The sequence below is a fragment of the Cecembia calidifontis genome (assembly GCF_004216715.1).
Taxonomy (GTDB): Bacteria; Bacteroidota; Bacteroidia; order Cytophagales; family Cyclobacteriaceae; genus Cecembia_A; species Cecembia_A calidifontis.
The window spans coordinates 1,629,071-1,642,600 of sequence record NZ_SGXG01000001.1 but is presented as its reverse complement, the minus strand read 5'-3'; the positions used below and the strand labels follow the sequence as shown (position 1 = coordinate 1,642,600).

The window sequence follows — 13,530 nt, the reverse complement described above, 5'->3', positions numbered from 1 at the left end:
CGCAAAGGTAAGGCAAGAATTCCCAAAAAAGATAGCCTGACCGCATTTAATTAATTAATTTTCAAACAGGTGGTCATTTTTTTGAAAAGAATTGAAAAAATGACAGTTAAACGGATAAAACCCGATTAATGGGCTTCTCCTGTTTATTTTAAAAGCATGTTTGGTGTTTTTTTAAAACGGATAGTCATTGCTGCTGCCTTTCTGGGTCTGTTTTTTGAAAATGGGCTCTTCGCACAAATCCAGGACTTTGAAAGCAATTTCAGGATTGTGGACCACCCCCAGGAATTCTTGCCCGACTGGTCGGCCAATGAGGTAAGGAGTACGGCTGCACGGGTATTTCAGGCCAATTCAGAGGGTCGTTTTGGCTCCCGGGCTTTAGGGGTACAACCTATCAGTTCTTTTACCGGACAAATTTATACCCATTTTCATCCCCAAGACTACATAGCTCCTAAAATTGCCTTTTTTGCAAAAACAAGACAGAATGGGAGCGGATCGAGACCTGCCATGCTGAGTATATCTTTTTCAAAATCAGGTTTTGACCAATGGGAGTATACCCTGCCTGTCGGGGATGCATCGAGTTTCCCCAATCAGAATACAGAGTACCGCCTCTTCGAAATCCCCGTTCCCCAAGCGTTTAGAGAGGAAGAAAAGGTTTTTGTCAAAATACAAGTGCTGTATGGACCGGGAACAGGTTCCGCCGCCCGCTTTTTTATGGATGATTTTGGTATTTACAATGGTGATGAAGTAGTCGATCCGATTATCACCCGTTCAGCTTATCTCCTCGATCCTTACCGTTTAGCTTTACATTTGGACAAAGCTATTTTGCAACCTGTCAAATCCCAAGTAAGGATTTCGGGCTTTTCAAATTTCGAGTTGCTTTTCCCGGCTGACACCTTACTGGTTTTGGAATCCATTGATCCATTTCCGAAGGGGAGTTTCCCCATTCATTTGGAAAACCTAAGGGATAAAAACGGTACAGTCACCCCGCTCACGACTGCAGTGATGGATAATTCATATATTGAAATTGGTGAGACCCTATTCATCCGCCCCGATCAATTGCTGGTAAGTTTCAGTCATGAATTTTTGGAATCCTCAGTCACCCAAACCTCAAATTTCTTGCTCGGAAACCAAAACCCAATAGCCATAGAAACATTGGAAAATAGGTTTCAGGCAATCCTGACTTTCAGGAACCCATTTAACCTGAACTCATTTCTGGTCTTGGAAGCCAGAGGGATTCAAAATAAAGACCAAATCGGCAGGGAAGGAATGCTGCGCAGGTCCTTTGCTTATAGGGATTTTATAGAAGACTTATTTCTTATTGAACAGGACATAATTGATATTTTGCATGAATTGGACATTGACCCGTCCTCTATCAGTGCACCAAGTTTCAAAATTGAAGATTTTGAGGAAGTATCTTTTGAGGTCCTACTCCCTTCTCCCGCCAGGATTCAATTGATCGCACGGCTACCTTTTGAAGAAGGGCCAGTATTCAGTCTTTTGATCCCGCACAGAAAAAGCAGCAGAGGCTTCCCTATCCATGCCTCCAAAAGGGATTTCTTTTGGGACAGGACAGCCCCCGAACTGGTTCAGGTTTTACCCGTGGACAGAAATAAAGTGCTGGCTGTTTTTTCCGAAGCACTTGATCCTGCTTTTATGCTTGTTTCCAGTAATTTTTCCATCGGCCAAAGAAATCCCAATCAGATACTTTTACAGAACAACAATAGCCAGGCTTTACTCAGCTTTCCAATTTCCTTTGAAAATGGCCAACAGTATACACTCACTATTCAAAGGGCTGTGGACATTACTGGAAACTCCGCTGAAAACTTATCTTTTTCATTTGTATTTGACTTAGGTCAGAGAATAGGTTTTAAAGAAATTGTCATCAATGAAGTTATGCCTGCCCCCCGTGCCGGAAATCCAATCCCCAATGTGGAATATGTAGAACTGTATAACACCACAGACAAAAGCATTTATCTGGGCGGCATGCAATTGGCAAACTCAAGGAGAAACACCACCTTACCTTCAGCTGTGCTGGGGCCAAAATCTTACCTGATACTATGCCCCAGGGCCCGGATATCGGATTTAGCACCTTTTGGAGAGGTACTAGGACTTACCAACTGGCCCACTTTGCTCAATTCTTCCGACCAGGTCAAGCTCCTCGACAGTCAAGGAGAGGTGTTGGACAGTCTGAATTACACGACGGCTTCATTTGGGGGCAGTGCTTTTGCCCAGGGAGGATTTAGTCTTGAAATTGCAAATCCCTATTTATCCTGTTATTTGCCCAGCAACCTGAAGGCATCACAGCATGAGAAAAGAGGTACACCAGGCAAAAAAAATTCTGTCTATGAGAGTTCGCCCGACCTGAGCAAACCAAGATTTATTAGAAGCAGTTGGCTGGGAAACCGGCAGGTATTGTTCACTTTTTCAAAAATCCTAAATCCAAACACCCATTCCCTGTCAGTAGAGATCAGTCCAACCATTGAAATTGCACGGATTGCAACTGGTTCTTCCCCCGATCAGCTCTGGATAGAATTCAAAGAGGAGCTCAAAGAAGGCATACGTTATATCCTGAAATTTAAAAATCTCAGGGATTGCATCGGAAATTTGTTGGATGAAGATGCATTCGTTTGGATGGTCAGGCCCAGCACAGCTTCAGCCGGTGACATTGTCATCAATGAGGTGCTTTTCAATGCCCGGGTCAATGCTCCAAAATTTGTGGAAATTTACAACCACAGCGACAAATTTATTAATCTGAAGGATTGGAAACTGGCCAATTTCAACAGTTCCCAGGAAATAGCCAACCGGAGAATCCTTTTTGCTGATGATTTTATTATCGAACCCTTTAGCTTTTTGGTTTTTACTACCGATGCAGAAAAACTTCACCAAGAATACCCGAAAGGGGACAGAAGCAGGTTCGTTGCATACAGCAGCTTGCCAAGTTATCCCATATCCAGCGGTAATGTGGTACTACTCAATCCTGAGGAGAATATCAGGGAAATTTTCTCATACCATGAGCGGATGCACCACCCTTTACTCAGAGAAAGACGGGGAGTATCACTGGAAAGACTTTCTCCCTTCAAACCGGTAGATGCCCCCAACAACTGGCAATCTGCCTCGGCCTCCTCGGGCTTTGCCACGCCTGGCATTAGAAACTCACAGATTTTTGAAAGCCAGGAAGGAATCGGGATATCGATTAGCCCCAAGGTATTTGCTCCGGATATCCCAGGACAGCCGGCTTTTGTGACGATAGGATATAAGATGGAAGCACCTGGCAAAACTGCCAATATCAGAATTTATGCAGTGAATGGCTCCCTGATCAGAGAAATCTGCCAAAATGCTGTTTTGGGAGAGGAAGGATTTTTCCTCTGGGACGGAACAGACTTACAAGGAAGAAAGGTTAGACCGGGACATTATATTGTATGGGCCGAAATCTATGATTTAGACGGTACGATAAAGAGAATAAAAAATACGGCGGTAGTGGGAACAAATTTCTAAAAACATAAACATAATGTACAGATTTTTAGTATATTGTATTACATCCTCATCATTAAACCCTTATCGCCATGAACAAAGACTTGATCACCCAGACCCTGAAAACCTACTTCATCGAAAAAGGAAAAGATCTTAAGGTCATCCAACGCTACTTGAGCATCAAGCATAAGCTCATTTTGGATGAAAAATTGCTTCTCAAAAGGTTAAACAGCATCAATTAGCATAAAAAACCGCCCTGTGGGCGGTTTTTTATTTTTGCAAATTAAAAAGCTACCCTTATTTTAGGGAACTTTTCAATCAGACGTATGGATTGGAGGTTTTTAACCACATAAAGTTATTGCTATGAGCCAAGAAGAAAAAACTGCGTATTCCCCTGAGGAATTAAAGGAATTTGAAGAAATCATTCTTCAAAAACTGGCTGTTGCCAAAGAAGAGCTCACTTCGCTAAAAGAAACATTGAGCAAGAAAAATGATAGCGGGACGGATTTTACGGCCTCAACCTCCAAACTTTTGGAAGACGGAGCAGACACGCTGGAAAGAGAAAGTCTAAGCCAGTTAGCCGCGAGACAGCAGAAATTTATCATCAACCTGGAAAATGCGCTTATCAGAATCAAAAATGGCACTTACGGTGTATGCGTGGACACAGGTAAACTGATAGCTAAAGAACGCTTGAAAGCTGTTCCCCACACCATGCATTCCATAGAGGCTAAACTTGCAAAGAAATAATTTGGAATTTCTACACAAACATATTGAGGCTTTAATTTTCTGTTCACCATCTCCGTTGGGCGTTGATGAAATTCAAAAATGCCTAACGGAGATGTTTGAATCAGAGGTTCCAAAGGAGCATATTTTGGAGGCCATTACGGTACTTCAAGAAAAATACAGCCATGATGATTTTTCATTTGCACTGGAACACTTGGGAGGGGGATATCAGTTTTTGACCAAACCTGCCTACCAGAGCAGTATTTCAATCTTACTCAGGCAGCAGTCCCAGAAAAGGCTTTCCACTGCCCAACTGGAGACGCTCTCTATTATTGCTTACAAGCAACCCGTAACCAAAACTGAAGTAGAACAGATCCGTGGTGTAAGCTGTGACTATTCTATCCAAAAATTATTGGAAAAGGAGCTGATTGTCATCAAAGGCAAATCTGACAGTGTTGGCAAACCTATGCTTTACGGCACCAGTGACAAATTCATGGAATACTTTGGCATCAACAACCTGGGCGACCTTCCTCAACCCAAAGACTTTACCTCAGAATCCAATCAAATTGGAGAAGAAAAGGATCAGCTTTCGCAATAAGATTTGGGCACATACTGCAGACCAACACGATCCATGACTTTCAAGACGGGGTGATTTTACCGAGTCTAAAAAAAAGATTTTTGCCCTATTGTGCTTTCTTTACTTCTGCATGGGCAGAAATCAGGTATTTTCTACCTGTTGAAATTTCTTCACAAAGGACCCTCGTCCTTCTCACATGGTCTTTCCTGAATTTTCTGCCCTGAAGTATAAATACCTCGCCTAGGGACAAATCCAGCAAAAGAGAGGTGTCACTTGTGACTTTGGCATCATAAGCTTTCAATGTTTTGGCCAAAAAAAGATCGCCTCCTGTACTGGCCTTTGGATTTCTCATATGGAGCATCAGCGCCATAAAAATATCTTTTGGAAAGACTTTTTCTTTAAGCACAGGAAGCATTAATTCCCTAAAAGTCTGTTTCCATTCCGCGCCATGCGGTTTAATCCTTAGCCCATATTTTTCAAATGCCCTAAAATGCGCAACCTCGTGGATGTAAGTGATCAAAAACTGATAACGGCTAAGGTTGTGGTTGATCGTAATGGTCTGAATTTTCCTGTCCCTACGGAACCGAAAATCCCCCAACTTAGAAGCCCTGTTTTTGGTGATAAAAAAATTAAAGGGCTGTTGCTTCCAAAGTTGGAAACAATACATCACAGCCTCTTCGGGCAGGTGTTTTTTGAAAGCATTTAAAAACTGTTCTTCCTGAGCGCTCATTGCTGTCCCAAATTAAAAAAAAAGAGGCTGACCAATTCTGGACAGCCTCGATTTTTTTTTAGAAGATAGAATTAACCTTCAACTACTTCTTCAACTTCTTCAGTAGCTTCTTCGATAACTTCTTCAGCTTCGTCGATACCTTCTTCAGTTTCTTCGATGATCACTTCGATTTCTTCAGTAGCTTCTTCAGATACTTCTTTGTTTCCGCAAGCAGATGCGAACAACATACCAGTGATAGCGAATAATGCAAATACCTTTTTCATGATGTTTGGTTTGTTTCTTAAATTAAGCGTGCAAAATTAATTATAATTCAATTAATGTCAAGGGATTTTGCCAAATTTTTTACTTTTTCTTGTAAGTAATTTTTATCGGTACTCCCTCAAAATCAAAGTTTTCCCTTAGCCTGTTCTCCAAAAACCTGGTATAAGGCCCTTTGATATATTGTGGCAGGTTGCAAAAGAATGCAAATACAGGGTTTTTGGTCGGCAGTTGGGTAATATATTTGATTTTAATGTATTTCCCTTTATATGCCGGAGGAGGATAATTCTCAATTTCCGGCAGGATCAATTCATTAAGTTTGGAGGTAGGCACTTTTCTGGTTTTGTTTTCAAATACCCTTACAGCCAACTCTATTGCCTGAAAAATCCGCTGTTTGGTAAGTACAGATGTAAAAATGATCGGAATCCATCTGTTTTCACCCAATTTCTCAAGCATGTCCTTTTTGATTTTGTCCATGGTCTTATGGTCTTTTTCTATCAGATCCCATTTATTGACCATGATCATTATCCCTTTGTTGTTTTTAATGCCCAGGTTGATCAAGTTCATGTCCTGGGATTCAAATCCTCTTGTCGCGTCCACCATGATGATCAATACATCAGAGTCTTCCAAAGTCCGTAAAGATCTCATCACTGAGTAGAATTCAATGTCTTCTTTGACCTTGGCTTTTTTTCGGATTCCGGCTGTATCGGTAATGATGAAATCTTTGCCGTACAATTTGTAACGGGTATGGATAGCATCTCTGGTTGTTCCGGCTTCATCGGTTACGATGGACCGCTCTTTTCCCAAAAGTGCATTTAAGAAAGAGGATTTACCCACATTTGGTCTACCCAAAATAGCTATTTTCGGTATTCCTGCATCGGGATCTTCTTCGCCTGCATCCGGAAAATGTTTGATGACTTCATCCAGCAAGTCTCCGGTACCGCTTCCACTTACAGCTGCGATAGGAAACACCTCATTGTCCCCCAGGCCTAAACCATAAAATTCAGCCGCCAAAAGGGATTTTTCAGGACTATCGGCCTTATTGGCTACGATAAATATCGGTTTTTTGGTGCTGCGGAGTTCGTTGGCAAATTCTTTGTCCAGGTCTGTCAGACCGTCCAAACAGTCCACGACAAAAAGGATCACATTGGCCTCCTCAATGGCCAATTTTACCTGCTTGCGGATTTCAGCCTCAAACACATCATCAGAACCCGTCACATAACCTCCTGTATCAATTACTGAGAAAAACTTCCCTCCCCATTGGGCATGTCCGTAATGACGGTCACGGGTTACCCCGGACACGTTGTCCTCAATCGCTTTTCTCTCTTCAATCAATCTATTGAAAAAGGTAGATTTCCCTACATTGGGCCTACCTACTATTGCTACTATATTTGCCATTGTACACTTGTCTTATTGGTCGTAACCAAATTTTCTCAACTTGTTTTTATCTTTTCTCCAATCATCCGCCACTTTTACGAAGGTTTCCAAAAAGATTTTCTTTCCGAAAAACTTCTCCATTTCTTCCCTTGCCTGGATTCCCACCCGCTTGAGGGCTTTGCCCCCCTCTCCGATGATGATGCCTTTTTGGCTATTGCGCTCCACATAGATCACCGCACGGATACGGATAATGTTTTCCTCCTCATAGAAATCCTCGATGGCCACTTCTGTACTGTAAGGGATTTCTTTTTTGTAATTGAGGAAGATTTTTTCCCGGACTATTTCAGAAGCGAAGAAACGCTCAGGTCTGTCAGTGAGTTCCTCTTTATCATAAAAGGGTGGATGTTCGGGAAGCCTGTCAAGGATTTCCTGAAGAATGCGTTGGGTGTTGAAACTTTCGGTTGCAGAGATAGGAATCACCGTATCTGCTTTGATACGCTGGGTCCAATAAGCTGTCACTTCTTCCAATTGATTCTCCTTGGACAGGTCAATTTTGTTGATGACCAAGAGTACAGGAACACCTGATTGGTTGATCTTTTCAATTACGTCTTCTATTTCCGCGTCAGTTTCAAATAGATCGGTTACGAAAAGGATCACATCTGCATCCTCAAGGGCCATATGCACAAATCCCATCATGTTTTTATGGAGCTCATATTTGGGCTTCAACATGCCCGGGGTATCAGAAAATACGATCTGATAGTCCTCGTCATTGATGATTCCCATGATGCGGTGCCTTGTGGTCTGTGCCTTGGAGGAGATGATCGAAAGTCTCTCACCGATCAACACATTCATAAGCGTGGATTTGCCGACATTGGGTTTACCAATGATGTTGACGAATCCTGCTTTGTGTATTTTTTCGGTCATGACTACAGTTTTTTTTGTGCAAAGGTACTTGAATTTTTCCACAGACAATACTCAAAGAGAAAAACAAACCAAATAAACTTTGGAAAATAAGGTAAAAAATAGCCTGAAAACAGATTTTAGTGACTTTCCCCTGTGAAAAAAATATTTTCAATAAGACCCTAATATTCAGTCCATACCGACAAAACAGTCCTTATCCAAAAAAATTATCTCGAGCCAATATTTGCTTTATATCCAAAAAACCCCTACTTTTGTACCACGATTTCAGCAAAGGCTGTCAGATTTAGAAAAACATTTTATTAAAGATATATCGCGGGATGGAGCAGTTGGTAGCTCGTCGGGCTCATAACCCGAAGGTCACAGGTTCGAGTCCTGTTCCCGCTACTACGAAGGATACTGGAAACGGTATCCTTTTTTTTGTTTTTATCAATTCTCTGGAGGGCTCTTATCCGCCAAGGTTTTTAGAAGATTTGAAAAAACTCTATGAGTTAAACAGTTTGTGAAATTGGTTTACCAATGTTACAAATATACAACCGCAACATAGATGGCTGATGGTCAACAATCTTGTTTAGATTTTCCTGAGTAGATTTTGATTAATTTTTTTAGCTTTATCCATATGATCACTTTTAATTTCATGGATGAACAACTCATATCATCAATACTTCTACTTTTAGTATTTTCAATGATTTGGCTGGTCAAAAGATGGTTGGTCATGATCAAAAGAAAACGCAGGCGTGTTTATTACAGGAATGTCTATCTTAAATCGGAAGATTGGCAAAGAAAGCGATTTGTTGTTTTAAAGAGGGACAATTGGAGATGCGTATATAGTAATGCTCGTGCAACTGAAGTTCACCATAAAAAGTACGCCAAAAGGAATATCGGTAAAGAGCCCATCAATTGGTTGGTTTCGGTTTGCAGAACGTGCCATGACTCCTTGCACCAATAAAAAAGTCGTCACCAAAACTAAGGAATCAATCGCTTAAGTAGATATGATCAAGCCTACTGAAACAAACACTCTCTACTTTTCCTCCCTCCTCTCCTCAAAAGAGGAGTTCAAATCCTTTTTTGAAGCGCTTTCAAGGACTTTGAATTCACTGAAAATACCATTTCATCTGCTACCGTATACCAGGGATATCTGGGCAAGGGATTATATGCCCATTCAGATAGGAATCGATGACTTTCTGGAATACCGCTATGATCCAGATTACCTGCTGAGTACCGCAAAGCAAGATAGGGGTTCAAAAACCTATACTGGCTTGGTCTGCGATGCCCTTGGCCTGAGAACAAGAAAAACAGACCTGATCCTGGATGGAGGAAATGTGGTCAATAGCAGCAAATGCGTGATCCTGACAGATAAGGTGGTCATTGAAAATAAACACTGGTATTCCAAAAAACAAGTGATTGACAAACTCCATGAAGATTTTAGAGCTGAGAAAGTGATCTTGGTTCCTTGGGATAAATCGGAACCTTATGGTCACATAGATGGCGTCTTAAGGTTTATTAATGAAGAAACAGTTTTGATCAACGATTGCTATAAAGATGACCTCAACCTGATTCAACTACTTCGTAAAAATGGTCTGAAAACCGAATTTCTTCAATTCACTGTCAAAAAGCCTCATAGAGACAATTGGGCTTATATTAATTTTTTGCAAACTCAGGACATCATCCTCATGCCGACCTTGGGGATAGATGAAGACGAAAAGGCTTTTGATCAGCTTGGACATTTCTTTCCGACATATCTAAAAAACAATCGTATTGTTCCACTCCGCTCAGAAGACATCATCAAACACGGCGGAGCCCTGAATTGTGTCAGTTGGACAGTGGATGAGTTTTAATCTAAATTCAAAGCATACCCCACCGACCTCCCTGCCCCAGATTTGGTCAGCATTCCCTGCTTAAAGAGGTATTAGATAAAATCCCCTTTGTTTAACCAAATATTAGCTTATGAGCCCATTAGTAAAAATAATCGGCTCAAATCTATGATCCACTCGACTCATCGAATAAAAAAATAAACCCTACCTTTACCAAAAAAATACCCTACATGAATTTTTCAGACCTAGGATTATCTCCTATCCTGGTAAAGGCCATCCAAGAAGCCAGTTACGAAACCCCTTACCCTATCCAAGTCGAAGCCATTCCGGCAATCCTTCAAAAGCAGGATGTGCTTGGCCTTGCACAGACAGGTTCGGGGAAAACGGCCTCCTACATCCTGCCCATCTTGGAGGAACTCCAGAAAAAAGAGGTCAACAAAAGCAGGTCTGTTCCTGTCCTGGTCATTGTGCCCACCAGGGAACTGGCAGCCCAGGTGGAAGAGGTGGTACGGCTGTTAAGAAAACACTTGCCCAGGAAAGTAAAAAGTGCAGCGGTATTTGGAGGGGTGTCCATCAACCCTCAGATGATGAAATTGAACGGGACGGATATTTTGGTGGCCACTCCGGGACGTTTGCTGGATTTGATCTCCAAAAATGCCATCTCCATTTCAGAACTGACTACACTGGTCCTGGACGAAGCGGATAAGGTGTTGAGTTTGGGCTTCAAAATGGAAGTGGACGAGATTTTGAACCGACTGCCCAAAAAGCGGCAGAATATCCTCTTCTCCGCTACCATGGACGAAGCGGTGGAAGGCCTGATCGGCAAGCTGCTGAAAAATCCTGTGAAAATCGAAATCCAAACGGAGGAAGTCACACCTGACATTATCGCGCAGACGGCCTATTTGGTCGATCCAGAAAGGAAAGGGCCACTTCTCAGACATCTGATCAATGAAGGGAATTGGCAGCAGGTCCTTGTATTTGCGTCTTCCATACGGACTGCCAACAATCTGACGGCCAAACTCAACAAACATGGCATACAGGCCATGGCGCTCCATGGAGACAAAAGCCAAGGAGCCAGGACAGAGGCTTTAAAGCAATTTAAAGCAGGAAAACTGCGTGTGCTGGTGGCCACAGATCTGGCTGCCCGGGGGATTGATATCGAGGCATTGCCCCATGTGGTCAACTTCGAACTACCACGCTCTCCCAAAGATTACATCCACCGTATCGGAAGAACCGGCAGGGCAGGTGTGGAAGGAGAAGCCATCTCTCTGATCACCGAAGAGGACAGGCACCACTGGAAAGTCATCCAAAAAAAGATGAAAAGGTGGGTGGAATTGGTGGATTCTGACAACCTTGATTTTTGAAATCAATTACTGGATACCAACTCAGCAGGCTTTACATCCAATTTGGCTTTTGCTTCTCTGGAAAGTACCCAAAAAGCCATGAGCAATGAACTTGCCAGATAAATTCCAACAAAGACAGTGGCTCCTGGAATAATTTCCTGTAAACCAAACCAGCCCCCATTCCAATAAATCAGTCCGATCCCCATCACAAAACGGATGACTTCTGCGGGAAGGGCCACTTTGGCCTTGTCCATCAAACTGGTATAAGCAAAAATGGAAACCATCATAAATATGGCATACAGCATCACTTCCAGGTATTGAAAATTGACAAAGGCCACCAGGACATGGAATACCATGGCAAAGTTTACTACCAATTGGACCCATGACCAGACAAATAAAGTCTGGGAGGGCTTGCTGTCATACTTGACCTGCTCATAGGCATTCTTCCAGTAATTCCAGGGATATTTTTCAGCTACATCTGCAGGCCTCCAACCCGTAGGCATAAACCAAATCCTCAATTTATCCCACCAACTTTTTGTCCTCCAGGCATCCTGAATCAGCGACCACATATGCACATAATTGATGATCAAGGGGTTCCAGGTATTGACGGGTTTCTTCACGCCATATACAGGTGGTTCTTCTTCCAGTTCCTCTTGAAAGGTGCCGAACAATTTGTCCCAAAAGATAAAAATCTGCGAAAGGTTTTTATCCAGATAAATGTCATTGATGGCATGATGGACCCTATGGTGAGATGGGGTTACCAATATATGTTCCAAGAAGCCCATTTTACCAATCAAGCGGGTATGGTACCAAAACTGGGCAAATAAATGAATGGGGGCAACAATGGCCACTACTTCACCAGGTACGCCCAAAAAGGCCATAGGAATATAGAGGAAGAAGTAAATGCCCACAATGGCAGAGACTGATTGTCGAAGCGCACAACTCAAATTGAACTCTTCACTGCTGTGGTGTACAATATGCCTGTTCCAAAAGGCATTGATCTTATGGTCAAAGCGATGGCTCCAATACCCTACAAAGTCTATCCCGATAAAGGCCACCACATACACCAACCAGGTACTTTCTATTTGGAAAATTGCCACTTTATCCACCAGCCAGCCATAAGATACGATGGCAATGGACAAGCCCATTAAGTTTTTTAAGGTATTGGTCATCCCCGAACTCAAACTGGAGATCGTATCCATGCCATAATTAATGTGCCGCTTCATTTTGCGGGCAGCAATTTCTTCAATAATGATCAGGATCAGGAAAAAAGGGATGGCAAAGGTCAATGCCTTGGCATACAATTCCATAATTTTAGGGTTTATTGCTTTAACCCTACTAAGTTACACTTGTTTGAAGTTATACAAAAGAAAAACAGGGGCAAAAAGTCACCAAACAAATACCCCCTGTTCAATACTTAAAATATGAATTCAAAAAAGTTGCTTAATCACCCGCTACAAATATATGCAGGGAAATAGCGAGAGAAAATACCTAATATTAGGTATTTTTAAAGACCAAAAGTCAATCAATTCTTGAAATATTCAAATTTTGTATGAAATCCAAAATGAATTCCATGGACAGGCTCCGGCTGCTTTTTGAAGAACAGATCAACGTGATGCCCATTGTAGAGAACCTGTTCCTATTGGATCAATCCAACTTTAGGGATGAAATGAAAAAGAGGAACTTCCATTCCGCTATTGTCAAGGTGGATGGAAAGTGGATGAAATTCGATGAGGGAGACGAAACTCCAAGCCCAATTCAAGAAGAAGATTGGATGGAGCCCGACACTCCTTTGTTAATGGCTTTTAGGATGCTCATAAAAAGGAGAAGGTATTTTATCAAAGACGAGCAAGGTAATCCGGCTTACATTGTTACAAGAACTGATTTGGATAAAATTCCTTTGAGGATAGGTTTTTTTGGACTGATCAGCCTATTTGAAACCCACCTGAAGGAACTGATCCGAAAACAACTTCCAAACTGGGAAGAAAGCATTACCCAAAACCGCTTAGGACAGGCCAGAAACCTATATGAATGGAAAAAAGCAAGGGGGGAAGAAATCGACCTGGTTCAATGCTTGCAATTTGGAGATTTGGGTTCGGTTTTTTCCAAAAAACAACGCTTCCGCAAATTTGAACCTAATTTTAGCCGGGACAATTGGGTGGATATGATGAATGATATCGGACGTTTAAGGGATGCATTGGCCCATTCCCAGTCCCACTTAGGTTTTTCCTGGGAAGAAATTGACCGGATGATTGTTTTTATCAGGGGAATAATTGACCGCGAAGATCCAATTTTTTAGGGCTAGGACTTTATTTTCAA

At 42.0% G+C, this 13,530-nt stretch carries 12 protein-coding genes and 1 tRNA gene; 8 read left to right on the top strand and 5 right to left on the bottom strand.

Annotation, left to right across the window (positions count from 1 at the left end):
* Positions 1-156: 156 nt before the first annotated feature.
* The 4 genes from BC751_RS07150 to scpB all read left to right on the top strand — a co-directional run bounded on the left by BC751_RS07150 (position 157) and on the right by scpB (position 4,792).
* Positions 157-3,495 carry a lamin tail domain-containing protein gene (locus tag BC751_RS07150; protein WP_130274941.1) on the top strand — a complete coding sequence of 1,113 codons (3,339 nt, stop codon included), beginning with the start codon at positions 157-159 and terminating at the stop codon, positions 3,493-3,495.
* A gap of 68 nt (positions 3,496-3,563) precedes the next feature.
* A complete protein-coding gene (locus BC751_RS21880; RefSeq protein WP_165389811.1) occupies positions 3,564-3,713 on the top strand; it encodes a hypothetical protein in 150 nt (49 codons plus the stop codon).
* 121 nt (positions 3,714-3,834) lie between these two features.
* Positions 3,835-4,218, top strand: coding sequence for a TraR/DksA family transcriptional regulator (locus BC751_RS07145; RefSeq protein WP_130274940.1), 384 nt, complete (start codon positions 3,835-3,837; stop codon positions 4,216-4,218).
* Position 4,219: 1 nt separating this feature from the next.
* Positions 4,220-4,792: an SMC-Scp complex subunit ScpB gene (scpB, locus tag BC751_RS07140; protein ID WP_130277527.1), complete on the top strand. Its 573-nt coding sequence runs from the start codon at positions 4,220-4,222 to the stop codon at positions 4,790-4,792.
* An 85-nt stretch (positions 4,793-4,877) separates the two neighbouring features.
* Here the strand turns inward: scpB and BC751_RS07135 are convergent, their stop codons facing one another.
* From BC751_RS07135 to era, 4 genes are all read right to left on the bottom strand, one after another.
* A complete protein-coding gene (locus BC751_RS07135) occupies positions 4,878-5,501 on the bottom strand; it encodes a SprT-like domain-containing protein (RefSeq protein ID WP_130274939.1) in 624 nt (207 codons plus the stop codon).
* A 71-nt stretch (positions 5,502-5,572) separates the two neighbouring features.
* Complete coding sequence (locus BC751_RS07130) at positions 5,573-5,764, bottom strand: hypothetical protein (protein ID WP_130274938.1); 192 nt, start codon at positions 5,762-5,764, stop codon at positions 5,573-5,575.
* A gap of 79 nt (positions 5,765-5,843) precedes the next feature.
* Positions 5,844-7,157, bottom strand: a complete 1,314-nt coding sequence (gene der, locus BC751_RS07125; protein ID WP_130274937.1) for a ribosome biogenesis GTPase Der — start codon at positions 7,155-7,157, stop codon at positions 5,844-5,846.
* Between the two features lie 12 nt (positions 7,158-7,169).
* Positions 7,170-8,060 carry a GTPase Era gene (gene era, locus BC751_RS07120; RefSeq protein ID WP_130274936.1) on the bottom strand — a complete coding sequence of 297 codons (891 nt, stop codon included), beginning with the start codon at positions 8,058-8,060 and terminating at the stop codon, positions 7,170-7,172.
* Positions 8,061-8,368: 308 nt separating this feature from the next.
* On the opposite strand from era, the gene BC751_RS07115 reads away from it, so the two are divergent.
* The 3 genes from BC751_RS07115 (at position 8,369) to BC751_RS07105 (ending at position 11,232) form a co-directional block, all read left to right on the top strand.
* Positions 8,369-8,441 (top strand) — tRNA-Met (locus BC751_RS07115).
* 605 nt (positions 8,442-9,046) lie between these two features.
* On the top strand, positions 9,047-9,892 hold the full coding sequence (locus BC751_RS07110; protein ID WP_130274935.1) for an agmatine deiminase family protein: 846 nt from the start codon (positions 9,047-9,049) through the stop codon (positions 9,890-9,892).
* Positions 9,893-10,098: 206 nt separating this feature from the next.
* The gene (locus BC751_RS07105; RefSeq protein WP_130274934.1) at positions 10,099-11,232 is read left to right on the top strand and encodes a DEAD/DEAH box helicase; all 1,134 of its coding nucleotides are present in this window, start codon (positions 10,099-10,101) and stop codon (positions 11,230-11,232) included.
* A gap of 2 nt (positions 11,233-11,234) precedes the next feature.
* On the opposite strand, the gene BC751_RS07100 is transcribed toward BC751_RS07105, so the two are convergent.
* On the bottom strand, positions 11,235-12,521 hold the full coding sequence (locus BC751_RS07100; protein ID WP_130274933.1) for a sterol desaturase family protein: 1,287 nt from the start codon (positions 12,519-12,521) through the stop codon (positions 11,235-11,237).
* Between the two features lie 242 nt (positions 12,522-12,763).
* Between BC751_RS07100 and BC751_RS07095 the strand changes: the two genes are divergently transcribed.
* A complete protein-coding gene (locus tag BC751_RS07095) occupies positions 12,764-13,510 on the top strand; it encodes a CBS domain-containing protein (protein WP_130274932.1) in 747 nt (248 codons plus the stop codon).
* Positions 13,511-13,530 lie beyond the last annotated feature (20 nt).

What these genes read in the sequence shown, in the direction of transcription:
- BC751_RS07150 (WP_130274941.1), top strand. Translation starts at nt 157, where the DNA reads ATGTTTGGTGTTTTTTTAAAACGGATAGTCATTGCTGCTGCCTTTCTG.
- BC751_RS21880 (WP_165389811.1), top strand. Translation starts at nt 3,564, where the DNA reads ATGAACAAAGACTTGATCACCCAGACCCTGAAAACCTACTTCATCGAA.
- BC751_RS07145 (WP_130274940.1), top strand. Translation starts at nt 3,835, where the DNA reads ATGAGCCAAGAAGAAAAAACTGCGTATTCCCCTGAGGAATTAAAGGAA.
- BC751_RS07135 (WP_130274939.1), bottom strand. Translation starts at nt 5,501, where the DNA reads ATGAGCGCTCAGGAAGAACAGTTTTTAAATGCTTTCAAAAAACACCTG.
- BC751_RS07130 (WP_130274938.1), bottom strand. Translation starts at nt 5,764, where the DNA reads ATGAAAAAGGTATTTGCATTATTCGCTATCACTGGTATGTTGTTCGCA.
- der (WP_130274937.1), bottom strand. Translation starts at nt 7,157, where the DNA reads ATGGCAAATATAGTAGCAATAGTAGGTAGGCCCAATGTAGGGAAATCT.
- era (WP_130274936.1), bottom strand. Translation starts at nt 8,060, where the DNA reads ATGACCGAAAAAATACACAAAGCAGGATTCGTCAACATCATTGGTAAA.
- BC751_RS07110 (WP_130274935.1), top strand. Translation starts at nt 9,047, where the DNA reads ATGATCAAGCCTACTGAAACAAACACTCTCTACTTTTCCTCCCTCCTC.
- BC751_RS07105 (WP_130274934.1), top strand. Translation starts at nt 10,099, where the DNA reads ATGAATTTTTCAGACCTAGGATTATCTCCTATCCTGGTAAAGGCCATC.
- BC751_RS07100 (WP_130274933.1), bottom strand. Translation starts at nt 12,521, where the DNA reads ATGGAATTGTATGCCAAGGCATTGACCTTTGCCATCCCTTTTTTCCTG.
- BC751_RS07095 (WP_130274932.1), top strand. Translation starts at nt 12,764, where the DNA reads ATGAAATCCAAAATGAATTCCATGGACAGGCTCCGGCTGCTTTTTGAA.